General features: G+C 61.2%; 21 protein-coding genes and 1 tRNA gene. 16 read left to right on the top strand and 6 right to left on the bottom strand.

All coding sequences use genetic code 11. The features are described from left to right. Positions 1 to 145: 145 nt before the first annotated feature. The 5 genes from urtA (at position 146) to urtE (ending at position 6,141) form a co-directional block, all read left to right on the top strand. Entirely contained in the window at positions 146 to 1,420 is a 1,275-nt protein-coding gene (gene urtA / locus ACR3EL_RS00610; protein WP_093964383.1) for an urea ABC transporter substrate-binding protein, read from the top strand. Between the two features lie 67 nt (positions 1,421 to 1,487). Continuing rightward, positions 1,488 to 3,443 carry an urea ABC transporter permease subunit UrtB gene (gene urtB / locus ACR3EL_RS00605; RefSeq protein ID WP_480720014.1) on the top strand — a complete coding sequence of 652 codons (1,956 nt, stop codon included), beginning with the start codon at positions 1,488 to 1,490 and terminating at the stop codon, positions 3,441 to 3,443. A gap of 10 nt (positions 3,444 to 3,453) precedes the next feature. Continuing rightward, positions 3,454 to 4,707 carry an urea ABC transporter permease subunit UrtC gene (gene urtC / locus ACR3EL_RS00600; protein WP_480656824.1) on the top strand — a complete coding sequence of 418 codons (1,254 nt, stop codon included), beginning with the start codon at positions 3,454 to 3,456 and terminating at the stop codon, positions 4,705 to 4,707. After that, positions 4,704 to 5,444, top strand: coding sequence for an urea ABC transporter ATP-binding protein UrtD (urtD, locus tag ACR3EL_RS00595; protein ID WP_170340827.1), 741 nt, complete (start codon positions 4,704 to 4,706; stop codon positions 5,442 to 5,444). The genes urtC and urtD overlap by 4 nt, the downstream gene beginning before the upstream one ends. Next, positions 5,434 to 6,141, top strand: coding sequence for an urea ABC transporter ATP-binding subunit UrtE (gene urtE / locus ACR3EL_RS00590; protein ID WP_170340825.1), 708 nt, complete (start codon positions 5,434 to 5,436; stop codon positions 6,139 to 6,141). Before urtD ends, urtE begins: the two co-directional genes overlap by 11 nt. Before the next feature lie 2 nt (positions 6,142 to 6,143). Here urtE and ACR3EL_RS00585 read toward each other — a convergent pair whose 3' ends face one another. Beyond that, positions 6,144 to 6,989 carry a LysR family transcriptional regulator gene (locus tag ACR3EL_RS00585; RefSeq protein ID WP_170340823.1) on the bottom strand — a complete coding sequence of 282 codons (846 nt, stop codon included), beginning with the start codon at positions 6,987 to 6,989 and terminating at the stop codon, positions 6,144 to 6,146. Between the two features lie 86 nt (positions 6,990 to 7,075). On the opposite strand from ACR3EL_RS00585, the gene ACR3EL_RS00580 reads away from it, so the two are divergent. The 3 genes from ACR3EL_RS00580 to ACR3EL_RS00570 all read left to right on the top strand — a co-directional run bounded on the left by ACR3EL_RS00580 (position 7,076) and on the right by ACR3EL_RS00570 (position 9,395). After that, the gene (locus ACR3EL_RS00580; RefSeq protein WP_170340820.1) at positions 7,076 to 7,543 is read left to right on the top strand and encodes a c-type cytochrome; all 468 of its coding nucleotides are present in this window, start codon (positions 7,076 to 7,078) and stop codon (positions 7,541 to 7,543) included. 13 nt (positions 7,544 to 7,556) lie between these two features. Beyond that, positions 7,557 to 8,465, top strand: a complete 909-nt coding sequence (locus ACR3EL_RS00575) for a c-type cytochrome (protein ID WP_170340819.1) — start codon at positions 7,557 to 7,559, stop codon at positions 8,463 to 8,465. A gap of 102 nt (positions 8,466 to 8,567) precedes the next feature. Continuing rightward, positions 8,568 to 9,395 carry a hypothetical protein gene (locus ACR3EL_RS00570; RefSeq protein ID WP_480720010.1) on the top strand — a complete coding sequence of 276 codons (828 nt, stop codon included), beginning with the start codon at positions 8,568 to 8,570 and terminating at the stop codon, positions 9,393 to 9,395. 61 nt (positions 9,396 to 9,456) lie between these two features. Here ACR3EL_RS00570 and ACR3EL_RS00565 read toward each other — a convergent pair whose 3' ends face one another. Then, on the bottom strand, positions 9,457 to 10,113 hold the full coding sequence (locus ACR3EL_RS00565) for a response regulator (protein WP_480720007.1): 657 nt from the start codon (positions 10,111 to 10,113) through the stop codon (positions 9,457 to 9,459). Then, complete coding sequence (locus ACR3EL_RS00560; RefSeq protein ID WP_480720005.1) at positions 10,110 to 11,435, bottom strand: sensor histidine kinase; 1,326 nt, start codon at positions 11,433 to 11,435, stop codon at positions 10,110 to 10,112. Before ACR3EL_RS00560 ends, ACR3EL_RS00565 begins: the two co-directional genes overlap by 4 nt. A gap of 317 nt (positions 11,436 to 11,752) precedes the next feature. Here ACR3EL_RS00560 and ACR3EL_RS00555 point away from each other — a divergent pair, with 317 nt between their 5' ends. Together ACR3EL_RS00555 and ACR3EL_RS00550 are read left to right on the top strand one after the other, a co-directional pair. Beyond that, positions 11,753 to 13,042 carry a M16 family metallopeptidase gene (locus ACR3EL_RS00555; RefSeq protein WP_480720003.1) on the top strand — a complete coding sequence of 430 codons (1,290 nt, stop codon included), beginning with the start codon at positions 11,753 to 11,755 and terminating at the stop codon, positions 13,040 to 13,042. Between the two features lies 1 nt (position 13,043). Next, positions 13,044 to 14,429 (top strand): peptidase M16 family protein, encoded by a 1,386-nt coding sequence (locus ACR3EL_RS00550; RefSeq protein ID WP_480719999.1) that lies wholly within the window; start codon positions 13,044 to 13,046, stop codon positions 14,427 to 14,429. A gap of 586 nt (positions 14,430 to 15,015) precedes the next feature. Here ACR3EL_RS00550 and ACR3EL_RS00545 read toward each other — a convergent pair. Then, positions 15,016 to 15,092, bottom strand: a tRNA-Arg gene (locus tag ACR3EL_RS00545). Positions 15,093 to 15,206: 114 nt separating this feature from the next. On the opposite strand from ACR3EL_RS00545, the gene ACR3EL_RS00540 reads away from it, so the two are divergent. Together ACR3EL_RS00540 and ACR3EL_RS00535 are read left to right on the top strand one after the other, a co-directional pair. Then, positions 15,207 to 16,232 (top strand): LacI family DNA-binding transcriptional regulator, encoded by a 1,026-nt coding sequence (locus ACR3EL_RS00540; RefSeq protein ID WP_170340809.1) that lies wholly within the window; start codon positions 15,207 to 15,209, stop codon positions 16,230 to 16,232. Continuing rightward, a complete protein-coding gene (locus ACR3EL_RS00535) occupies positions 16,207 to 17,451 on the top strand; it encodes a winged helix-turn-helix domain-containing protein (RefSeq protein ID WP_170340807.1) in 1,245 nt (414 codons plus the stop codon). Before ACR3EL_RS00540 ends, ACR3EL_RS00535 begins: the two co-directional genes overlap by 26 nt. Positions 17,452 to 17,476: 25 nt before the next feature. Here the strand turns inward: ACR3EL_RS00535 and ACR3EL_RS00530 are convergent, their stop codons facing one another. Beyond that, entirely contained in the window at positions 17,477 to 18,175 is a 699-nt protein-coding gene (locus tag ACR3EL_RS00530) for a fumarylacetoacetate hydrolase family protein (protein WP_170340805.1), read from the bottom strand. 776 nt (positions 18,176 to 18,951) lie between these two features. On the opposite strand from ACR3EL_RS00530, the gene ACR3EL_RS00525 reads away from it, so the two are divergent. Together ACR3EL_RS00525 and ACR3EL_RS00520 are read left to right on the top strand one after the other, a co-directional pair. Then, entirely contained in the window at positions 18,952 to 20,385 is a 1,434-nt protein-coding gene (locus tag ACR3EL_RS00525; protein WP_170369028.1) for a pyridoxal phosphate-dependent decarboxylase family protein, read from the top strand. Beyond that, positions 20,385 to 21,152, top strand: coding sequence for an HpcH/HpaI aldolase family protein (locus tag ACR3EL_RS00520; RefSeq protein ID WP_170340803.1), 768 nt, complete (start codon positions 20,385 to 20,387; stop codon positions 21,150 to 21,152). Before ACR3EL_RS00525 ends, ACR3EL_RS00520 begins: the two co-directional genes overlap by 1 nt. Positions 21,153 to 21,159: 7 nt before the next feature. Here ACR3EL_RS00520 and ACR3EL_RS00515 read toward each other — a convergent pair whose 3' ends face one another. Continuing rightward, positions 21,160 to 22,302, bottom strand: coding sequence for a DUF3095 domain-containing protein (locus tag ACR3EL_RS00515; RefSeq protein ID WP_170369027.1), 1,143 nt, complete (start codon positions 22,300 to 22,302; stop codon positions 21,160 to 21,162). Between the two features lie 136 nt (positions 22,303 to 22,438). Between ACR3EL_RS00515 and ACR3EL_RS00510 the strand changes: the two genes are divergently transcribed. Then, positions 22,439 to 23,611, top strand: a complete 1,173-nt coding sequence (locus ACR3EL_RS00510) for an MFS transporter (RefSeq protein ID WP_480719994.1) — start codon at positions 22,439 to 22,441, stop codon at positions 23,609 to 23,611. Between the two features lie 21 nt (positions 23,612 to 23,632). Beyond that, positions 23,633 to 24,664 carry a glycosyltransferase family 4 protein gene (locus ACR3EL_RS00505; protein WP_480719992.1) on the top strand — a complete coding sequence of 344 codons (1,032 nt, stop codon included), beginning with the start codon at positions 23,633 to 23,635 and terminating at the stop codon, positions 24,662 to 24,664. Positions 24,665 to 24,694: the final 30 nt, after the last annotated feature.

Here is a 24,694-nt window from a genome sequence, read left to right as displayed (position 1 = left end):
CGAAAGACGGCTTGGAAAATGTGCGAAGGTGCCCGGCCTAGGAACCTGATGACGCCCTCGCACACCGCAATTAAGCGTGGGGGGTATATGGGATGTTTCGGCGTTCCGGACAAGCCTGCTGCGCATCGCACAAAAGGAAACGCTGATGCACTCCAAACTACTCAACACTACTGCTGCTGTATTGTTCGCAACCGCCCTGCCCGCGCTGGCCGATTGCCCGATCAAAGTGGGCGTTCTGCACTCATTGTCCGGCACGATGGCCATCTCCGAGACCACGCTGAAAGACACGATGGAGATGCTGGTCGAACAGCAGAACGAAGCTGGTGGCCTGCTGGGCTGCGAACTGGAAGCCGTAGTTGTCGACCCCGCCTCGGACTGGCCGCTGTTTGCCGAGAAAGCGCGCGAACTGCTGACCGTACACGAAGTTGACGTGATCTTTGGCAACTGGACATCGGTCTCCCGCAAATCCGTGTTGCCGGTCATCGAAGAGCTCAACGGTTTGCTGTTCTATCCGGTTCAGTACGAAGGCGAAGAAAGCTCGAAGAACGTCTTCTACACCGGTGCCGCACCGAACCAGCAGGCGATCCCCGCAACGGACTACTTCCTTGAGGAACTGGGGGTCGAGAAATTCGCCCTTTTGGGCACCGACTACGTGTATCCGCGCACGACGAACAACATCCTCGAAAGCTATCTGAAGCAGAAAGGGATCGCCGAAGAGGACATCTTCGTGAACTACACCCCCTTTGGCCATTCCGACTGGTCCAAGATCGTGGCGGATGTCGTTGCGCTGGGCGCGGACGGCAAGAAAGTCGGCGTTATCTCGACCATCAACGGCGACGCGAATGTGGGCTTCTACAAGGAACTGGCCGCCGCAGGTATCTCGGCGGATGACATCCCAGTAGTTGCCTTCTCGGTCGGCGAGGAAGAATTGGCCGGTCTGGACACAACCAACCTTGTCGGGCATCTGGCGGCGTGGAACTACTTCCAGTCGGCAGAGAGCGAAGCGAACGAGGCCTGGGTTGCCGCCTGGAAAGCCCGCATGGGCGAAGATCGGGTGACCAACGATCCGATGGAAGCGCATTACATCGGCTTCAACATGTGGGTGAACGCCGCAACTGAGGCGGGCTCGACGGATGTCGATGCCGTGCGCGCAGCCATGTACGGCCAGGAATTCCCGAACCTGACGGGCGGCACGGCCGTCATGCTGCCGAACCACCACCTCGCCAAGCCGGTTCTGATCGGCGAAATCCAGGAAGACGGTCAGTTCGACATCATCAGCCAGACCGAAGAGGTTCCGGGCGATGCCTGGACGGACTACCTGCCCGAATCCGCGGTTCTGGTCTCGGATTGGAAAGAGCTGGGTTGCGGTATGTACAACACCGAAACGAAAAGCTGCGTACAGATCAAATCGAACTACTAAGATCTGAACCGGAACACCTCGGGGCGCATCACATGTGCCCCGGGACCCAATGCCGAGGTCTCCCCAAATGACGCTTTCGATTTGCCGGGCTTTGCTTGCCCTGCTGCTGTTCGTGGCCCCTGGTCTTTTGCAAGCCCAATCCTCCGACGCGCCGGTGCAGAAGCTTTTGCAGGCCCATGCGGAGGTCATTCAAAAATCCTCTCGCAAGACGATCGGCCCGGCAATTGACGCCCTTGCGCAGAGTGGATTGCCCGAGGCACAAACCGTCCTGGAGCAGTGGCAGGCCAAGGACATGTGGTTCAACCGGGATACGGGCCTTTTCGTTTTTGCGTCCAAGGCCGATGGCGGTTTGCGGGTTTTCGATATCTCAGACGGGGCCGAGATCGGTGTCGTCGACAAGAAGAACTACAAACAACTCAAGCCGAACTCGGGCATTCGCGGATTGATCGCTTCGGCGCTGGTGCAGTTTCAATTGAACGACCCCGACCCGCTGAACCGAAGCGCAGCGCTGACGGCGATCGAGCGGGACGCGGAACCCTCGCACCTATCCGCCTTGCGCGGCGCCATTGCCGGAGAGCAGGACCCGGATCTGCGGGCCCGCAAGAACCGGCTCGAGCGTCTGTTGACGATCCGGTTTGATGATGACGCGGCCGCAAGGCTGGCTGCAATCGACAGCTTCGCCGGCGATCTGGGCGTTGACGTGCGCGCAACGCTCAATCCCCTTGTTGCATCTGAAATCAAGGTGTCCGACACGGCTCCGGATGGCGCTGTGACCATCGAGGCCGGGTCGGACGAACTGACACAGAAACAGGCCTATGACCTGTTGGTCGAGAACGGGTTGGCACCGGCCCTGGTGGACGACAGCACCATCAAAGAGACCCTGATTTCGAATATCGACGGTGACAGGGTCGCAGGCGTACAGGTGGCAAGTCTGGACGAAGATGCGGCACGACAAGCGGCATACCAGCTGCTGGCCGATCAGGGGCTCGCCGCTCCGCTAGTGACGCAGGACGACATCGCAGAGGCTGTGCAACAGTACAAGTTCTACCGAGTCTACACCTCGGCGCCGTTGCCGGTGGCGCTGGCGGCGCAGGCCGTGCTGGACAATATCGAGACGCAAGTCGCTCTCAACCAGACGGCGGATCTGGTTCTGGATGCGCTGTCGCTCGCCTCGATCTATTTCCTTGCCGCCATCGGCCTTGCCATCACTTTCGGCGTCATGGGCGTCATCAACATGGCGCATGGTGAGTTCATCATGATGGGCGCCTATACCGGATATGTGGTTCAACTGTTCATTCCGGACCTGACCCTGTCGATCATTGTCGCCATTCCCTGCGCATTCCTGGTGACCTTCGGCGCCGGTGTTCTGCTGGAACGTCTGGTCATTCGCTGGCTGTATCACCGTCCGCTGGAGACGCTGCTTGCGACCTTCGGGGTTTCCATCGCGCTGCAGCAACTGGCCAAGAACATCTTTGGAACCCAGGCGCGTCCCCTGACCGCCCCGGCCTGGCTGGACGGTTCGATGGTGCTGAACGATATCGTCTCCATCAGTTACATCCGCATCGCGATCTTTGTTCTGGCGCTGCTGTTCCTCGCGCTTTTCCTCATCGTCATGAACCGGACCCGGCTGGGGCTTGAGGTGCGCGCCGTGACGCAGAACCCGCGCATGGCGTCCTCGATGGGTATCAATCCCGACCGGATCAACATGCTGACCTTCGGCTTTGGCTCGGGCATCGCGGGCATTGCCGGCGTGGCAATCGGACTTTACGCCAAGGTCACGTCCGAGATGGGATCCGACTATATCGTGCAAAGCTTCATGACAGTGGTCGTGGGCGGTGTGGGCAACATCTGGGGGACGCTGCTGGGGGCCACGATGGTCGGCACGCTGCAGAAGGGGATCGAATGGTTCAACCCGTCCAATACCCTGGCGGCGCAGACCTACATGATCCTGTTCATCATCCTGTTCATTCAATTCCGGCCGCGCGGCATCATCGCGCTCAAGGGTCGGGCGGCGGAAGCGTGATATGGTTGACATGACATCCACAGCCAGCCCGATGCGAAAGCCATTTGTGCTGCGCTATCCCTCGGTCGCGATCTTTCTGATCGTCCTGGCGCTGTTCACGGCGACCATAACAGTGCTGGGCGAAGGGTTCGGGATCGGCCTGATATCCACCAGCTTCGTCAAGACATTGGGCAAGACCCTCTGCCTGTGCCTTGCGGCCCTGGCGATGGACCTGGTGTGGGGCTACACGGGCATCCTGTCCCTGGGGCATATGGCCTTCTTCGGTATCGGCGGATACGCCATCGGCATGTGGCTGATGTATGCGCGGACCGAGATCATCGTGATCGAAAGCCTCGCGTCCTCGGCCCTGCCACCAACGGCCCAGGAAATCTCTGACGGTATCGCCACCCAGATCTTCGGAGTCGTCGGCGCATCCGAGTTCCCACCGATCTGGGCTGTTGCGCATTCGCTGCCCTTGCAACTGGCTGCGGTCGTACTGGTGCCCGGCTTGCTGGCCCTTGTGTTCGGGTGGCTGGCCTTCCGCAGCCGCGTGACCGGGGTCTACCTGTCGATCCTGACACAGGCGATGACGCTGGCGCTGTCTCTGTACCTGTTTCAGAACGACAGCGGGCTGCGCGGGAACAACGGCCTGTCGGGTCTGCAGAATCTGCCGGGTCTGGATTCGGTGCCGCAATCGACGGTTTCGATCCTGTTCTTCTGGGCGTCGGCCCTGGCGCTGGGGCTGGGCTATCTGGTCTGCGCCTGGATGGTGTCCGGCAAGTTCGGATCGGTCATTCGCGCCATCCGGGACGACGAAAGCCGGGTTCGGTTCCTTGGGTATTCGGTCGAAGCCTACAAGCTGTTCATCTTCACCTTCACCGCCGTGATCTGCGGCATCGCGGGCGCCCTGTACTACCCTCAAGCCGGCATCATCAATCCAGCCGAGATCGCGCCCATTGCATCAATCTACCTGGCCGTCTGGGTGGCCATCGGCGGACGGGGCCGTCTGTACGGAGCGGTGATCGGCGCAGCATTCGTTTCTCTGCTGTCCACCTGGTTCACGGGTGGTCAGGCCCCCGACATCTCGCTGGGATTCTACGCGATCCAATGGGTCGACTGGTGGACCATCCTGCTTGGGTTGTCATTTGTCGCGGTCACGCTGTTTGCGCCTCGGGGCATCGGCGGTCTGATCGACAGGTTTGCCGAACGGCGCGCCCCGGACCGCCACGGCGCCGATCTGGGGCCGGACCTTGGGTCGCTGCGCGAAAAAGAGGCCGACGAATGAGTACGTTACTTGAAGTCTCCGGCGTGTCCGTAACCTTCGACGGATTTAAAGCCATCAACAACCTGACATTCCAGATTGGCCCAGCCGAAATGCGCGCGGTCATCGGCCCGAACGGGGCGGGCAAGACGACGTTCATGGACATCATTACCGGCAAGACCAAACCGGATGACGGCCATGTTCTGTGGGGCGACAAATCCGTGTCGCTTCTGTCGATGAGCGAAAGCCAGATTGCCCAGGCCGGCATCGGCCGAAAGTTCCAGCGCCCCACCGTCTTCGAGGACCAGAGCGTTCGCGAGAACCTGATGCTGGCCCTCAGGAACAAACGCGGCCCGCTGGCGGTCCTGCGGTTTCGGGCCGGACAGTCGGATCATCAGAAGGTCGCTGACCTGGCCGAGGAAATCGGACTGCAGAATGCCTTGAACCGCAAGGCGGGTGAGTTGAGCCACGGGCAGAAGCAGTGGCTTGAGATCGGCATGCTGCTGGCGCAGGATCCGCAGTTGCTGCTGGTTGATGAGCCGGCCGCCGGAATGACCCCCGCCGAGCGTGAGCACACAACCGACATTCTTGTCGCGGCCGCCAAAACCCGCGCCGTGGTGGTGGTTGAACATGACATGGAGTTCGTCCGCCGCCTGAACTGCAAGGTCACGGTGCTGCACGAAGGGTCAGTTCTGGCCGAAGGGTCGCTGGACCACGTCACCAATAATGACAAAGTGATTGAGGTGTATCTTGGCCGCTGAGCTTCTGGAAATCTCGGACCTGTCCCTGCACTACGGCGGCAGCCAGATCCTGAGCGGGATCGACATCACCGCACGTCAGGGTCAGGTCACCTGCGTGATGGGCACCAACGGCGTCGGCAAGACCAGCCTGTTGAAAGCCATCTCCGGAACGCACCCCCGCAGCGGCGGTGAATACCGGCTTGGCGGCGAGCAGATCGGCAAGGCCACATCCTATGAGCTGGCTCGAAAAGGTGTGGCCTATGTTCCGCAAGGACGAGAAATCTTTCCGTTTCTGACGGTCCGCGAGAACCTGGAAACCGGTTTTGCCTGCCTGCCCCGCAGCGAACACAGGATACCTGATTACATCTTCGAACTGTTCCCGATTCTCAAAGAGTTCCTGTCGCGGCGCGGTGGTGATCTGTCAGGCGGTCAGCAGCAGCAGCTCGCAATTGCGCGGGCCTTGATCACGAAACCCAGGCTGCTTTTGCTGGATGAACCAACCGAGGGCATCCAGCCCAACATCATCAAGCAGATCGGCGAAGTCATCCGCCTGTTGCGCGATCAAGGTGAGATGGCGATTGTCCTGGTCGAGCAGTATTTTGATTTCGCGTATTCTCTGGGCGACAGTTTTCTGGTGCTGGAACGCGGGTCGCCATTCCTGAAAGGATCAAAATCCGAACTTGGTCAGCAGCAGCTCAGGGCGGCCGTTTCGGTTTGATCTTACCGGCCCAGTGCTTCGGGCAGGTGTTCCACCAAGGCCCGCTGCACGACGGCAAACCGCGGCGTGCGCGCAATCTCTTCAAGCGTGGCCACCCACAGAGGAACCTCGATTTTCGGATCGATGTCCGGCGCCCGCCGCAACCGCGGGTCCGCATCACCGATGAACGTCGGCAAAAATGCCTTGCCGACACCTGTCGCAGCCATCTGCTCGAGCACAAGGAAACTGTCCGCGCCGATGGTGGTGTCTTCATCCCGCACATGTTCGGCCATCCATCTGGCCGGGACCGAACCGCTCAGCGCCCCGTCCAACCGCATCCATTTTCGGTTGGGGGACCCATCGTCGTAGACCCCGAAGGCCAACGCGCCAGCCCGCTCGCCCACCAAGTCTTCGCCCAGGCGTATTGATGGACGCACGGCAATGTCAGCGGTCAGCCGCGACAGGTCATGGTGATTGTTCCCGCTCAGCAGACTCAGTTCCAAACCCGGATAAAGCGCAGAAATGCGGTTCAGTATCCCGGGCAGCACAAGCTGGCAAAGACTGTCGGTCGAGGCAATCCGCACCCGCCCGGTCGGCGAACGGTCTGCGCCCACGATTGCCCGTTCGACCGAAAGCACCGCATCCTCGACATTTTCCATGGCCGAAAGAATGGCCCGGGCCTCGGGCAGCGCACTGTAACCCGACGGGTTCTTTTGAAAGATCACGCACCCATGACGTCGTTCAAACGCCGCCACCCTGCGCAGCACCGTTGCATGGGTCACGCCCAGCGCTGTGGCCGCTGCATTCAACGAGCCGTGCCGGCTTACGGCGAGTGCGTATCGGATGTCATCCCAGTTTTGATTGTTCATAAGTTAACAAGAAACGCAGAGAAATAAACAATTACAAGAAATTTCGATCAAGTTACCATTCGACACATTCATGTGGGAGAGATACCATGATCAAGAAATTCTCAATCCTTGCGGCGAGTTTGTTTTCTGCGGCCATTATTGGCACGGCCGTAGCCCAGGAAAGCGAAAACCCGGCCGTCAAGGCGCGGAAGGCCGTCATGCAGCTGTATGCGTTTAATCTGGGCACGCTTGGCGGCATGGCCAAGGGCGAGGTGGAATACAACGCCGAGGCCGCGACGCGCGCGGCAAACAACCTGGTTGCCGTGACGCAGATCGATCAGTCGGCCATGTGGCCAGCCGGGTCCGACAATGTCTCCGACCCATCTTCTCGTGCGCTTCCGGCGATCTGGGAGAACTTCCCGGATGTCAGCGCCAAGGGCCAGGCAATGGCTGAAGCCGCGGTTGCGATGCAGGCCGCCGCCGGGCAAGATGTCGAAGCGCTGAAAGCAGCGATGGGACCATTGGGTGGAGCCTGTTCGGCATGTCACAAGGCATACAGAGCCCCAAAGAACTGACAAGGCCCTGACGGTGCGGCGGCTTCTGACGATTGCCGCGGGCGTCGCGGTCGTGGCCGGGCTGACCGGTCTGGTTCTAACCCGACCGCAACACGTCGATCCGGCCGAGTTGGACGGTATTGCCCCTGATCTTGTCAGGGGCGAGACCGTGTTCTTTGCGGCCGGATGCGCCTCGTGCCATTCAGCGCCGAACTCCGAGGGTGAGGCAAAGCTGGTGCTGGCGGGCGGACGTCGGTTCGAAACAGATTTCGGTACGTTCATAGCTCCGAACATATCCAGCGACCCAGAAGCCGGAATTGGGTCATGGTCGGCGCTGGAACTGGCGGATGCCCTGATCTACGGAACCGGGCCGGCCGGGCAGCACTATTACCCGGCCTTCCCTTACACGACCTATACGAACATGACGCCGGAGGATGTCGTGTCGCTGCACGCATTCCTCGGCACCCTGCCGGCCGCCTCGCAGGAAAGCAGCGCGCACGAGGTCGGGTTCCCCTTCAACATCCGGCGAAGCTTGGGCGGCTGGAAGCTTCTCTACCTTGAACCAGGGTGGGTGGTGGACGGTGATCTCGATGCGCAGCAGCAGCGCGGGCGCTACCTGGTCGAAGCCTTGGGCCATTGCGCCGAGTGCCACACGCCCAGAGATGGCCTTGGCGGCTTGAGCCGGGATCAATGGCTGACGGGTGCGCCAAATCCCAGCGGAAAAGGGCGCATTCCCGGCCTGACCACCAACCACCTGGATTGGTCCGAAGCCGACATCTCCGAATACCTGAAGTCCGGTTTCGCTCCGGACTATGACAGCGCCGGCGGAGAGATGGCCGAGGTCATCGAGAACACTTCCCGTCTGTCCGATGAGGACCGGTTGGCGATTGCCGCATATCTCAAGGCTGTTCCGGTACCGGCCAACGACGCCACAACAGACTGAGCCGACGCCCACATCCCCCGGCAACCTATAAGCCTTGGCGATTCGTCTGGCGGCGTGATCTTGGCACCTTGGGCCTTTTCGCTTCACCTTTCGGACCTTTGGTTGGAAATTCGTCAGACCAAAGCCCGATGTGGACGGATCCAACCCGCTTTAGCCTCCCTTCGACAACCAGACATTTGTCGAACAGCAAAGGAGGCTGAAATGATTGCGAACCGGAAACTGGGACAACTTCTCAGCACTGTGGCACTGGCGACGTTGATTTCGGCGGCGCCATACACTCCCAAGTTCAGCACCGAGGGCGGCTTACAGCTTGAGCCCGCTTACGCGTTTGCGAAAAGCGGCAAAGGCAAGAGTGGCAGCGGTCGGGACGACGATGATGACGATGACGATCGGGACGATGATGACGACGACCGGGATGACGACGACGATGATGATCGGGATGATGACGACGACGATGACGACGATCGATCAAGTCGCAGCGGCAGCAAAAAGGGATCGTCGCAATCCGGAACCACCCCGACCGGGTCGGCCGGCATAACCAAGGTCGAGACAACTGCGAACGGGATCGAAGTTCGCTATGCGGACGGAACAAAGGAAGAAATCGAAAACGGCAGATACGAGAGAAAGAATGCTCAGAATCGGACCGTTGAGGAACGGCCAGCCACAGGTGCCGATATCTCAAGGCTTCGTTCCCTGGCGAACGGCATTTCGATCAAGAATGTAAGCGGATCCCGGCAAGGTGGCGCGGCCGGAAGCCGCCCCACAAAGATCGAACGTCAGGGCAACAACATCGAAGTCAACTACGCCAACGGCTGGAAAGAAGAGATCGAGTTCGGGCGCTACGAGCTGAAAGACCCCTTCAACCGGACCGTTGTGGAAAGAACAGCCACGGCCGCAGACATCCGGAGGCTGCAATCGGTCGCGAACTGACGAACAGCGCGAATTTCCCGGACGGTCTCTCGGTCGGAGAGGCCGTTTCGGCGTTTACAGGCTATGCGGGCTTGTTTTTCTTGCCCCACGCGTCGTGCGCGATAAGTGCGGCCTCGACCCGGTTCCGCGCGTGCAGCTTGGACAGGATCGCCGTCATATAGTGTTTCACCGTCTTTTCCTGAAGATCCAGCTCCACGGCGATCTCGCGATTGCTCAAACCCTTGGCCACGCGCCTGAGTATCTCCTCTTCGCGATGCGTGAGATCATCCAGGACATCGCTGCTGTTCGCAGGGCTTGCGTCGTTGTTGATCTGAAGAAGTACCCGCGAAGCCAGCCCCGGCGAAACGAACCCTTCCCCCGCGGCGATGCTGCGCAGGGAGGCGGTCAGTTCGCTCGCGGTTACGCCTTTGACAATATACCCAATCGCTCCGGCCTCGAGTGCATCGGCAACATCGCTGCTGTTCTCCGAAACCGTCAGAATCGCGATGCAGGGCGGTTTTTCCATTGCGGCGATCCGGCGTGTCGCGTTGATCCCACCTCCGGGCATCGAGAGATCGAGAATTGCGATGTCGGGCTGGTGCTGAGCGACAAGCGCAACAGCCTCGTCGGCGCTGGATCCGGCCGCGAGAACTTCGAACCCTTCTGCCTCATCCAAGGTCCGCCGCAGCCCATCCCGGAAAATCGGATGATCATCTGCTATGACAAGTGTCTGGGTCATGGTGAGCTCGTTTTGTTGGGAAGCAGGGTCATTTCGACGGTGGTGCCCTGGCCGGGACTGGACGAGACCTGAAACCTCCCGCCGATGCTTTCGACCCGATCGCGCAGCCCCAGCAGCCCCTGGCCGCCATCATCGCGCAGAACAGTGCCGTCCAAAGGATCAAAGCCAGGGCCATCGTCCTTGACCTGAATGACAATGCAATCGTCGCGAACATGGCAGGTGACGCTGCAGCGGGACTGCGGGGCATATCGCGCAGTATTCGACAGTGTTTCCTGAAGAAAGCGGAAAACGCACAGTTTGTCAGACACCGACAAATCCGGCATGTCACTGCCATAAAACGAGATTTCAGGCCGCAACGGGCTGTGCTCCGCGTGGTCCTCGACCGCTCTTTTTACGACGTCAGCCAAGGTCAGATTGTCGATATCGGGTGCGGACAGTCCCCGGGACAGTGCGCGGATTTCGGTCAAAGACTTCTGCAGCGACTGCTGGATTTCTTCGGCCTGCTTCGGTTTTGGGGATTTGTCCGAAAACGCGGCCTCCAACCGAAGGGCGGCAAGTGAAAGGTACTGCGCCGGGCCGTCATGAAGTTCGGCGCCGAGTTTCTTCAGAAAACGGTCCGTCTGCGCGGCATACCGCCCCGAGGCCTCGACCACGCGCGACCGCAGCATCGCATTCTGCGCCGCCATCCTTTCGCTTTCTGCCAGCCGTTTCTTCAATAGCCGCGCCTGCCGCCGGATGGTGTTGTCCCCGATCGCAACGATGCAAAACAGGACAACCGTGCTTGCCAGAAAGGCGGAACCGACCACCAACCAGCTTGTGCGCCTGGCTTTTGCCAGATCCATCTCCAATTGATCGGCCCTTTCATAGAACTCGGCCACGGCAATGATTTCACCGGACCACAGTTCACGAATGGGGCTGTAGACCTCGAGCAGCGGTATCCCCAAGGCTGCTTCGGCAGCGCTTTCATCGTGATCCAGTTCCTCGAACGAGCCCGAGATTTCGCCGATCCAGGCGCGCTGAAGGTCACCCGTCGGCTCGAAACGGTTACCGATGATGCTTGTGTCCGAGGCGTGTACGACCACACCACCCTGCTTCCAGAACTTGTATGATACGATACGATCGCGCATCGGCTGGGTCATGAAAATCTCGTCCAGCGCCCGCCTCGCCTGCTCGGACAGGCGGTCACCCAACGCCAGTTCCTGGCTGAGAGGTGAGACGATGCTTTCCATATACAGCGCCGCCGAATTGGCCGAGTTCTGCACGACCGCATTCTGGATTCGATTTGAAACCCACACACCGACGATCGCGGTTGCAGATCCCATCACAAGGATGCTTGCCGCAAGAAAAACTCGCGACAACGACCAATTCCCAATCGTCAGCTCAGCAACTTTCGTCCTCATTGTGGTCCCGACTATGACCCACAATCGAAAACCGCACCACAGACCTTGGTCTGACGTGATCCAGATGTTCGCCCCAGCAAGCCCCGACCGCAGCCTCAGAAGCACACCCCGATTTGCTATGCCTTTTGCGACTTGAAAAACACCCCGCACGCCGCAAGCATTGATACAACCGTTGCCCCTTTGGTTGAGCGTCGGCTGACCGGCGTTTCAGCGAAAATCAAATAGTTCAAAGGATTTTGATGCGCGCCGCCGTATTTTTCTTGTCGATCGTCTTTTTGGGTTTTTCCGGATCCGCCCAGGCACAGAGCGTCATTCCGCTTGCCCAAAAAGGCGGGCTGCACGCGGCATATGTGGTTCCCGTGAACGACTTCGACCGCGTGGATGTTCAGTTGATTGTTCTTTCGGGGTCGTATGACGACCCGGACCCGTCCGGCACAGCCCATCTGACCGAGCATCTCGCCGCGTTCTCGGCCGACGCCACCATTCTCAGAAAACCGCGCGAACGCGACATCTACGCCACCACGCACAATGTCGCGACAGTGTACACGAATTCCGGACTGCCATCCGAGGCGGAGATGCTGTTGCGGCTTTCCCGGGCCGTTCTGGACACGCCATCCGTATCCACGCAATTTGCGGAGAGCGAAGTCGCTATCGTCCAGCGGGAAACCTTGCTGCGTGAACGGCAATATCCGTTTCGCTGGCTCAGCCGAATGGCACTTCAAAACCTCTACGGCACTTTGCGCGGCCGGGCAGACAACACCGTCGAGGATCTGCCCAAGCTGAGCCTCGAAAAGGCCTATCAGTTTCACAAGGAACACTATGTGCCGTCCAACGTGACGTTGATCGTCTCCGGCAACATTGACCCAGCCCGGGCCGAAGAACTGGTGGCGCGGGTGTTTGGCGATACCGAACCATCGGAGGCTCCGAAAAAACCGTGGTTGGATCAAAAGCCGAATCCGGGGAAACAGTCCGTCGTGCGCCTGCAGTCGGATCGGTTGCAACGCGACACCGTGCTGTTCGCAAAATTCGGGGAATTCGAAGACCGCTCCACGAGCATCGACATGCAAGGCGCGTTCTTCATCGCAAGCGGGATTCTGAACGAACGGATCGCCAAGGTCCTGCGGCACGAGGACACGCGGATACTCAACCATGGCGTCAACTGGTATTTTGCGAAGAATGCCGATGTTGAACTGGTGATCGACCTGCAACTCATGCCTGGCTTCACCGTGGATGAAGCCAAGGATCTGCTGACCGAGACCTTGGCTGGCTTGCTGGACGAGCCCATCAGCAAATACGAAATTCATCAGCTTCGTCAAAAGGAGGTGGTCTGGTCCCAAAACATGGCCCGCCGTCCCTCTGTCTTTCTGTGGTTTCTGCAGAACGTCGCCGCCGATGGATTCCCACCCATCAGCCCGTCGGTCTTTGCCGAAACACTGAGCAACACCACAGATCAGGAAGTTATCGATTTTGCGGAAAAAGTCTTGCAGCCCTCGGCGACGTCTTTTGTTCTTGCAGAGAAAGCTGACTGACATGAGCGTTTTCAAGGGCCGGCTTCTCACAGTTCTCTTTGTGGCGCTTACCTTGCTGCAAGGTGAGCGGGCACAGGCAGAATTGATTGCGACTGCAGGCGAAACAAAACTGGTCGAGCTCTCTCCGCTCGAGAACGGCACGTCCGCGCTGACCCTGGTTTGGACGATTGACCACCCGACGCTGGACCGCACTGCCGCCATGTCCGCCGCCATTGCGAGCGTGGTGACAGGTGGGACCTCGACCCGCTCATCCTACGAAGTCAGTTCGTTCCTGAAGCTGAAAGGTGTCGAACAGAAAATCGGCAGAAGCGGCAAGAACCTGACGCTCACCGTCTCGGCGCCAAGCGACGTCTTCCCGGAAGTCCTGGTGCACCTCGAGAACGTATTGCTCGAACCCCGATACACACCAAACTGGTACGCACGAGAGCTTGAGACGTCTCGCCCAGTTATCTCGACCAGAACCAGACAGCCGTCGGATGTGTTGAACGAGATTACCAATTATCTGGAATTCGACCCTGCCGCCACGGACGAAGAAACCCTTGAAACCGACTTTCAGTTCGGACGACCTGCTCAGGTCATCCTCAGATCAGAGGGAGAAGAGGTAACGCGCCGCACCGTCCGATTGATCAATTCGCTGCCGGGCGCGCGGTTCCGGCTGGGGCGCGCCCTGAGCAAATGGGCCGAAGGGTGGACGGGCGCGAACGGGGCGCCCTTTGCCCTGCCCAAAGGTATCGTGCATCTCGCCGATCCCGACGCATCCGAAATGTTGATCCTGCTTGCCAATGCAAAGGCGTTTTCGAACGCACAGGACCAGCTTGGCTCGAACCTTCTTGTTGACTACATCGGCGCCAATCAGGGCTCGGAGATGTTTCGGGTCATCCGCCAGTCCATGCGCGCATCCTACGATCCACGTGCGGACTTTGTGGTCGTGGGCAAGAACAAGGCCGTGATCGCGCTGAGCGCGACCGTCGAAGCCAGCGCATGGCCCGAGGTCCACGGCAAGATCATGGAAATCTATCAGGGCGTCCGCGACGGAGGCGTTGTCCCGGAAAGTCTGGAAATCCAGAAAGATCGGTTGGACCGCACCTACTATCACAGATTCTTCACAGACCCTGACTGGGGCGCGCGCCAGTTTCTGGACGAACATCCTGACGGCGTAGAAGGCGAAATCACCCTTCCACTGTTTGAGGCATTCCGGACAGTCTCGACCGAAGAGACGATTGAGAACGCCGATACGCTGTTGCCCCCGGTTGAGGAGTTCCTGGTGATCTTGATTGGAGGAGGTGTATCCCCGTCGGCCGACATGCGGTCGGACGTGTACTGTGCCCTGCCCAAAGGCGCACCGATCAGCCGTTGCCTTAACAAGCTGTCAAACGCGGAATACTGACTGTCCGCGGGCCAATGCTGCGGTGCTTCAAAGAGCAGATGATCCCCGCGATACATCGTCTCGAAGGTACCGTGGGATTGACCCTTTGGGATTGTCTGTCGGTCACGTAAGCTTGGACTTGCCTGTCGCGCAGCAAGGAGAACGCTATGCGTGTTCTTGAGATACTATCTTTGGTTGGTCTGTGTTTGGTGTTGGTATCGCCACTTCCCGGAAGTGCGGCCCCAACGGCAGCAGAGTGCAATGGTGCGGGAGGAAAAACCGTCACGATCAAGGGAAAGACCGCTTGCGCGTTCGCGGGCGGAGCATGCCCAGAGGGGTGGCGCTCATACGATTCCTACCGAAAATGGCAGCCGAAAACCTGCGGTGGAGCGCAATGCACTGGGAATACCAAATGCACGACGAGCCGAGGCTGGTCCAAAACCGCACCAGAATGCAGATTTGAGAGAGGCAGAAACTCTCAGGGCGACTGCACCAAAAGAAGTGTATGCACGGCAAACAGGATCGCCAGGACTGCATGTACGAAGTAAGCGCGCCATCGCGGTTGAGCGGTGAAACCGAACCCGAAATCCGACTCGCGCTGAGTTGCTGGCGACCCCGGCAGGATTCGAACCTGCAACCTGCCCCTTAGGAGGGGGCTGCTCTATCCAGTTGAGCCACGGGGCCGCGCGGCGCCTTCTGTAGCCGGGTTTTTTCGGCTTGTCATGACCTTTGCACAACAGTTGAACAGATTGCCCTGTTCGCGCTAGCATCGGGGAAACAACAATGCAGGTATCCCCGGTGACAACAGAAACGAAACGCCCGCTTACCCTCCGTGATGTCTCAGAAGCGTCCGGTGTGTCGGAAATGACGGTCAGCCGGGTCCTGCGCAATCGGGGCGATGTGTCGGACGCGACCCGCACCCGGGTTCTGGCCGCCGCGAAAGAGCTGGGATATGTGCCCAACAAGATCGCCGGCGCACTGGCCTCGAGCCGGGTGAACCTGGTGGCGGTGATCATCCCGTCGCTGTCGAACATGGTCTTCCCAGAGGTGCTGACCGGCATCAACCAGGTGCTTGAGGATACCGAGCTGCAGCCCGTGGTCGGCGTCACCGACTATCTGCCGGAAAAAGAGGAAAAGGTCCTGTACGAGATGCTGTCGTGGCGGCCTTCCGGCGTGATCATCGCCGGGCTGGAACACACCGAGGCCGCGCGGGCCATGCTGGATTCGGCGGGCATTCCGGTGGTCGAGATCATGGATACGGACGGCAAGCCTGTGGACGCGATGGTGGGCATTTCGCACCGCCGGGCCGGGCGCGAGATGGCGCAGGCGATCCTGAAGGCCGGGTATCAGCATATCGGCTTCATGGGGACCAAGATGCCGCTGGACCACCGCGCGCGCAAACGGTTCGAGGGCTTCACCGAAGTTCTGGGCAAGCACGGGATCGAGATCGAGGACCGAGAGTTTTATTCCGGCGGCTCGGCCCTGGCCAAGGGGCGCGAGATGACAAAGGCCATGCTCGACCGCTCTCCGGAGTTGGATTTCCTGTATTATTCCAACGACATGATCGGCGCGGGCGGGCTGCTGTACCTGCTTGAGCAGGGTATCGACGTGCCCGGACAGATCGGCCTTGCGGGATTCAACAACGTCGAACTGCTGCAGGGTCTGCCGCGCAAGCTGGCCACCATGGACGCCTGCCGGCTTGAAATCGGTCGCAAGGCCGCAGAAATCATCGCCGCCCAACTGGCCGACCCGAATACCGAGATCGAAACACGCATAACCTTGACCCCCAAGATCAGCTATGGCGACACGCTCAAGCGGCGCTGAACGGGGCAAGCTGCAACAACTCGACAACCGAACCGCCCGTGCGTTGTTCATGGATCGTCATGCGCTGGCGGAACAGCCCGCAGGTCCGGCCAAAGGGCCCGATCTGCTGCATCTGATCCACCGGCTGGGTTTCGTGCAGCTCGACAGCATCAACACCGTGGCGCGCGCCCATGACATGATCCTGTTCTCGCGCCGCCCGTCTTATCGGCCGAACGACCTAAAGCGCCTGTACGAGCGCGACCGCGGCCTGTTCGAACACTGGACCCACGACGCCGCCGTGATCCCGATGGCATTCTACCCGCATTGGCACCTGCGCTTCCAGCGCGACGCCGAGATGCTGCGGGCCCGCTGGCGCAACTGGCGGCGCGACGGGTTCGAACAGCAGTTCGAAACCGTGCTGCGGCACATCCGCGACCACGGCCCGGTGTGCTCGGCCGATCTGGGGCAGGATGAGAAAAAGGGCTCGAGCGGGTGGTGGGATTGGCATCCCTCAAAAACGGCGCTGGAATACCTGTGGCGCTCGGGCGCGCTGACGGTGGTAGGGCGCCGAGGGTTTCAAAAGCAATACGACCTGACCGAGCGCGTGATCGATACCCATCTATGCCCCGGCGTGATGGAGTGCGATCATCAAGCGACGGTGGACTGGCTGTGCCACGCGGCGCTCGACCGGTTGGGCTTTGCCACCTCGGGCGAACTGGCCGCCTTTTGGGACACGGTCACCGCCGCCGAGGCGAAAGAGTGGTGCAAACAGGCTTTGACACGGGGTGATCTGCAGGAAATCGAGGTGGAATGTGCCGATGGTCGAATGCGCCGCGTGTTCGCGCCACCAGGCTTGGCTGACCAGGCTGCCGACCCTGCCCCCGCGCCGGGGCGAATCCGCGTGCTCAGCCCGTTCGACCCGATGCTGCGCGACCGCAACCGCGCCCAGCGCCTGTTCGGCTTCCACTATCGGATCGAGGTTTTCGTGCCCGAGGCCAGGCGCACCTATGGGTACTACGTCTTTCCGCTGCTCGAGAAAGACCGTCTGATCGGACGGATCGACATGAAGGCCCATCGCGACGAAGGCATCTTGCGGGTCCGCGCCCTGTGGCCCGAGCGCGGGGTCAAGTGGTCGCACGCCCGCACCCGGCGGCTCGAGGCCGAGTTGGACCGGGTACGCCGTTTTGCAGGACTGGAACAGGTCGCCTTTGCCACAGACTGGCTGCGCGCGCCTGTTTGAGCGGCTGAAAGCCCCTTCTTAGGGTCTATTCCGCCGGCCCGAGGGTCAGGCGGATGGGATCCAACCCGTCGATACCGCCGGTCAGCACATCTCCGGCGACGACCGGGCCGACACCGGCGGGCGTTCCGGTCAGGATCAGGTCGCCGGGCCGCAGGTGATAGAACCGGGACAGGTGCGTGACGATCTCGTCGATCTTCCAGATCAGTTCGGACAGGGTGGCGTCCTGCCGGACCTCACCGTTCACGCTCAGATGGATGCGGATGTCATCGGTCGGCGCCCAATCGGCGGCGCGGGTCAGCGGCGCGAACACCGCGCCATTTTCCACATCCTTGCCCAGATCCCAGGGGCGCTGCTTGTTGCGCTCGCGGATCTGCAGGTCGCGCCGGGTCATGTCCAGCGCGCAGCAATATCCGAACACGGCATCCCAAGCCTGCTGCGACGTCGCCTGAAACACCGGGCGACCAATGGCCAGAGCCAGTTCCATTTCGTGATGATAATTCTCGGTGCCCGGCGGGTAAGGCACGGTTTGCCCGGTCAGAATGGCATTCTGCGGGGACTTGGTGAAATAGAACGGCGCCTCGCGGTCAACCTCGTTTCCCATCTCGGCCGCATGGGCGGCATAGTTCCGTCCCACGCAGAAGATGCGCCCCACCGGATAGGTGTTGGCCTCTCCAACTACTGGTATCTGCACCACATCCGGCAGGGAAAACAGAGATTTGGCCATATTGCATCCTTTCCTTCATATTGCAGCGCAGACTAAAGGAGACACTCCGCTGTTCAACCCGGCAAACACGCCGATTATTGCCGGCCCGCCTGTACGTTTCGGCGCGAAGTTGCCAAGGCCGCGGACCTGGGCGCAAACCAGTTTCATCCGCGCAGACTATCCGTCTTTATTCCAGGGAAACTTGGGACCGCCCTGTTTAATAAACCGCACAGGCCGCGCATCATGAACGGAAATATCGGGCAGATATTCGAAGGCAGCGCAACAGGCCCACTGGCCGCGTCACTTTATTGCGACTTGGTTTCGCGGTCAGGTGCGCTAGGTTTTCTTTCAGGCGGTCGGCGCGCCCAGCCAATCAAGCTTTGTTCATCAGCGTGCCACCGTCACGAATACCAAGGAAAAATTACGGTTTCGGAGAACCGCCGCTCTGGCCTCATCCCCCTGGGTGCTTGGGCTGCGCTGTCGGGGTGCAATTTGGGCACCTCACATTCTCCGATTCAGGGCCGGAGCCCTTCAACACAGGGATTCTTCGGCCCCGGGCCAGGCAAATAACTTCAGACACCGTCTGGCCACCCCGCCGGAGTCGACCCCTAGTTTCTCCGGCGGGGTTCTCCGATCCGCACAACCGGTGCGTTTTTCTTTATTAGAGCCTGAATTTGGATCGAACGGGCGCCACGGTCCCACCTCACAGCGCCCTCGTCGTCCGGAATTTGATTGACCTGCCCGCCTGCATCGCCATCACTTGCCCGCGAAAGATGCGAAGGCGGAAGGCAGGGCAGATGAGATGGGATGAATTCTCGGAATGGGGCAAACGCATTTCCGAGTGGACGCAACATTATCACCAAACCGTCGGCCAGCACCCGGTGCGCGCCCGGACCGAGCCCGGCGAGGTGCTGAACGCGCTTCCCGCGACGGCGCCGGAACAAGGCGAACCGATAGAAGGGATTTTCCAGGATTTCGAACAGATCGTGATGCCCGGCATCACCCACTGGCAGCACCCGCGCTTCTTCGCCTATTTCAACTCGAACGCCTCGGCGCCGTCCGTGCTGGCCGAGTTTCTGGCCAGCGCGATCGCGCCGCAATGCATGTTGTGGCAGACCTCGCCCGCGGCGACCGAGATGGAAACCCGGATGATGGACTGGCTGCGGCAGGCGCTGGACCTGCCCGAAGGCTTTGCCGGGGTAATCCAGGACTCAGCCTCGTCGGCCACGCTGGCCGCCGTTCTGACCATGCGGGAAAAGGCGCTGAACTGGCAGGGCAACCGTCAGGGCCTGTTCGGGCAGACACCCTTGCGCGTCTATTGCTCGTCCGAGGTGCACACATCGGTCGACCGCGCCATCTGGGTAGCCGGGATCGGGCAGGACAATCTGGTGCGCGTCCCGATCAAGGGTGACTGGCGCGGGATGGACCCCGCAGCGCTCGAAGCCGCGATCCGGGCCGATCTGGACGCCGGCCTTCACCCCACGGGAGTGATCCTGTGCGTCGGCGGCACCGGAACCGGCGCGACCGATCCGGTGGATGAGTGTCTGGAAGTCGCGCAGAAATACGGGCTGTACACGCATGTGGATGCAGCCTGGGCCGGGTCGGCGATGATCTGCCCCGAATACCGCCACTATTGGCCGGGGATCGACCAAGCCGACAGCATCGTCTTCAACCCGCACAAATGGTTGGGGGTTCAGTTCGACTGCTGCGCGCATTTCCTGAAAAACCCCGACGATCTGGTGCAGACGCTGGCGATCAGTCCCGAATATCTGAAAACCCATGGTCAGGACGGGATCATCAACTTTTCGGAATGGTCGGTGCCGCTGGGCCGCCGGTTTCGGGCGCTGAAACTGTGGTTCGTGATCCGCGCCTACGGGCTGGAAGGGCTGCGCGCGCGGCTGCGCAACCACGTCAACTGGTCGCGCGACCTGCATGACCGACTGGCGGCCGAGCCGGATTTTCGGATCGTCACCCCGCCTATGTGGTCCCTGTGGACCTTCCGCTATGAACCGGCCGATGCTGCGGATCTGGACGACCTGAACCTGCGGCTGGTCAACGCCATCAATGATGACGGGCGAATCTATCTGACCCAGACCCGGGTCGATGGCGACATCGTCATCCGCTTTCAGGCCGGCCAGTTCGAAACCACCGAGGAGGACGTCCGGATGGCCTTTGACGTGATCACCGAAATCGCCCGCACCTTGCCCACACCCCCGCAGGAGGACCGCTGATGCCCGCCCCCAAAAACCCGTTCAAACAGGCTCTGACAAAGGGCGAAATGCAGATCGGCTGCTGGATGAGCTTTGCTGAAGCCATCACCGCGGAAATCATGGGAACCGCCGGTTTCGACTGGCTGGTGATCGATGGCGAACATGCGCCGAATGACATCCGTTCGATCCGCGATCAACTGATTGCGCTGGCCAACAGCCCTTCGCACGCGGTGGTGCGGCTGCCCGTCGGCGAGACCTGGATGATCAAGACCGTGCTGGATGCCGGCGCTCAGACGATTCTGGTGCCGATGGTCGAAAGCGCAGATCAGGCGCGCGAGCTGGTTCGGGCCTGCCAGTACCCGCCCGGAGGTGTGCGGGGTGTCGGGGCCGCCGCAACACGGGCGACAATGTACGGCACGATCCCCGATTACGTGGCCACGGCCGACCCCGAGATCTGTTTGCTGGTTCAGGTGGAAAACCTTGCGGGCATGGCCGCGCTGGACGACATCCTTCAGGTCGAGGGCGTGGACGGCGTTTTCATCGGCCCGGCTGATCTGTCCACCGACATGGGTTACAAAGGCGACAGCACGGTGCCAGAGGTCCGCACCGCCATCGCGGATGCTTTGAAACGGATCCGGGCAGCAGGCAAGGCGCCGGGTATTCTGGGCACCAATGATGAAGCGGTTCAAGCGTATCGGGACATGGGCGCGCAGTTCCTGGCGGTCGGTATCGACGTCATGCTGCTGGCTCAGGCCGCCCGCGGGCTGGCCGCGAAATGGCGTCCCTGAGAGCGGCTCATCCCTGCATTTCGGCGGCGGCCTGCGCATAGCCGCCCGATGCACCATCGACGAAATGTACGTGATCGTCGCGCGTGGCGGCGGGCACGAAGCAGGTCATCATCGCCTCTTGCTGGGAATGGATGCCGTATCTGATTTTGCCGCGTCCGCGCGCATCTTCCAGGGTCCGGGCGATGCGCGACAGGGTCTCGTCGTCACAATCCAGCGTCATCTTCAACCCGTCATCAAACTTGCGGAAATCCGCATTTCGGCTGACCATGTTCTTGTAGTGGCCCGGCTCAAACTCGCCCAGTTGCTTGCCTGATTTGAACAGCAGCCAAATCAGCAGGTTCTGCACAAGCAGCGCGGCCTTGCGCACGGCCAGATTGCGCCCAGCGCGCGAGACATGGGCATCCAGTGCAAGACCCGGAGGTGGCCACTTGATCGGAGGGCCGCCGGCCGGCACGGGATGGCCCGCGCGCTCCAGAGCCTCAGATGCGGACAGAACTGATTGCGCCAGATCAGCAAAATCGCGTTCTGTCGCCTGCGCAGTGGGCTGGATGACAAGTGACACGATCTGCCCATGCCGCGCAGGGCTGTTGGACCAGCGGCAGGACAGACCGGTCAGGTCGGGCTGCGCGTCTGACCCGGCGGGCGGAACCTCGTACCGGCCAGCTTTCATCTGCGCCTCGGCCCAGGCCAGTCCGCCACCGGTGAACATGGCATAATCCACCCCCGAGGACGGCGCATAGCGCGCTACCCGCAAGTCGTGCCCCTCCCCACGCACGTCGGACACAGGAACCAAAGCCGCACGTAGCGCGATGCCGAACTCGGTTTCCGCCCAACTGCGCAGCGCGGCCAAGGTGTCGCGCGCCATGTCGGCATCGCACTTCGGGATGGCAAATCCGGCACCGTCGCCACCAAATACATAGGGAAAAACCCGCCCGCCCAGCGCGTTGATCATGCCTGAGATCACCGCCGCACCAACCATGTTCACCGTCTTGTAGCGACCACGCGCGATTTCGCCGGTCGAGTCCACGATATCGGCGACGCCCACGATCCAGTCATCCGGGACCGGGGTGAATTGTTCTGGATCCGACAGGGCAAGAAAATCGCGCGTAATGGGTACGCGGCCATAGAATCCGATATCGGCGGTCTTCATTGTCCCTCCCGTTAGCTTGCCGCAATGATAGCGTAGTGCAGGGGCATTTCCCGATACTGCAACATATCACACGCGCTTGTGCATGGCATCGGGACGTGCCAAGCATCCCGGTGAGGCGGACGGCAGGGAGACTGACATGCAGGCAGGTTTGGTGATCTTGTGTCTGGCCTATGTCCTCAGCCAGTTCTTCCGCGCGTTCCTTGCGGTTCTGACCGCCGATCTGGCCCGCGACATCGGTGCCACGCCCGAGGATCTGGCCTGGGCTTCAGGCTTGTGGTTTCTGGTCTTTGCGGCAATGCAGATCCCGGTGGGATGGGCGCTGGACCGGGTTGGCCCGCGGCAGACGGCGGCGGTTCTGCTGCTGATCGGCGGCGCGGGTGGGGCTGCGGTGTTCGCGATGGCCACGACGCCCCTGCATGTAGCGGTGGCGATGGCGTTGATCGGGGTCGGGTGTTCGCCGGTTCTGATGGCCTCGTATTTCATCTTTGCCCGCGAATATCCGCCCGCGAAATTCGCGACCCTGGCGGCGGTGATGCTGGGTGTGGGGTCGGTTGGCAACCTCGTGGCCTCGTACCCCACGGCGCTGGCGGTCGAGCTGATGGGCTGGCGCGCGACGCTGGCGGGGCTGGCCGCGATCTCGGGGGCGGTGGCCGTGGGCATCTGGGTGACGGTCAAAGACCCCGCGCGGGTGGTGTCCGAGCAGAAAGGGTCGGTTCTGGACCTGCTGCGCGAGCCTGCGCTGTGGGCGATTTTGCCGCTGATGCTGGTGGCCTATGCGCCCTCTGCCGCGCTGCGGGGGCTGTGGGCCGGTCCCTATCTGCTGGACGTGTTCGGGCTGAGCGCCACCCAGATCGGGCAGGCTACGCTGGTCATGGGCGCCGCGATGATCGCGGGCACCTTTGCCTATGGGCCGCTGGACCGGCTGCTGAACACCCGCAAATGGGTGATCTTCGGCGGCAACGCGCTGGCGGTGCTGGCGCTGGGGCTGCTGGGGCTGTGGGTCGCCGATGCCGTCTGGCTGTCGGTTCTGCTGATGGCGCTGATCGGATTTCTGGGGGCATCCTTCCCGGTGATCATGGCGCATGGGCGCGCCTTCATCCCGGCGCATCTGGTGGGGCGCGGCGTGACCCTGCTGAACCTGTTCGGGATCGGCGGCGTGGGGCTGGCGCAATTCGCCACCGGCCGCATCCATGCGGCGACGGTGGACATGGGGCCAACCGCACCCTACACAGCGATATTCGCCTTCTTTGCCGTCACGCTGACGATCGGCTGTGTGATCTACCTGTTCAGCCGTGACAGCATGGAGTGAGACCCCGCAGGAGCGCGCGCCGTGAACGACCCCGTTGTAATCGCCCCCAACCTGAAACGCCGCCTGTCCGGCGTGACCGCCACGATCGCGCGGCTGGTGCCGTTGCAGGCGCAGTGGATCGACATCGCCGCCACCGGCCCGGGCCTGCCTGAAGACATCCCGCACATCCCGCTGGGCCGCCTGCCCTTTCTGTCGCGCAAGACGCTGCGGGTCTGGCACGCCCGCCGCAACACCGAGATGCTGCTGGGCCTGATCCTGCGCGACCTGCTGCGGCTGCGGCTGAAACTGCTGTTCACCAGCGCCTCGCAGCGGGCGCATACGGGCTATACCAATTGGCTGATCGGCAAGATGGACGCGGTGGTGGCCACCTCGCGCAAGACGGCCGGATACCTCGAGCGTGACGCGCAGGTGATCATGCACGGCATCAACCTGCAGGATTTCACGCCACCCGCGGACAAGGCAGCGCTGCGCGCGCAGATGGGGCTGCCCGACGGGCTGTTGCTGGGTTGTTACGGGCGCATCCGCCACCAGAAGGGCACCGACGCTTTTGTCGATGCGATGATCGACCTGTGCGGGCAGGTCCCCGACGTGCATGGCATCGTCATGGGCCGCGCGACCGAGAAACACAGTGCTTTCCTGACCGAACTGAAGGACAAGGTGGTCCGGGCCGGCCTGTCCGACCGCATCCTGTTCAAGCCCGAGGTCACAGTGGACAGGATCGCCCAATGGTACCAGGTGCTGGATCTGTTCATCGCCCCCCAACGCTGGGAGGGGTTCGGACTGACTCCCCTCGAAGCGATGGCCTGCGGCGTGCCCGTGGTGGCCACCGATGTGGGCGCGTTTTCCGAGATCGTGACCGACCCGGGGTTGGGTCGGGTGGTGCCTCCGGGCGACATTCCGGCGCTGACCGCGGCCGCGGTCGAGATGCTGACGGACCGTGATTCCCTGGCCCGCGCAGGCCAGGCCGCCCGCGCCCATGTCGAACGGAATTTCGACATCAACGGCGAGGCGCAGGCGCTTGTTGCGCTCTATCAGCAGCTGCTGAAAGCCTGAGTCGCCGTAAAACTGCGTCATTCGGTCAAT

The sequence above is a fragment of the Ruegeria sp. BJ3 genome, assembly GCF_056535665.1.
The sequence above is the reverse complement of the archived record's forward strand: the minus strand, read 5'-3'. Positions and strand labels throughout refer to the sequence as shown.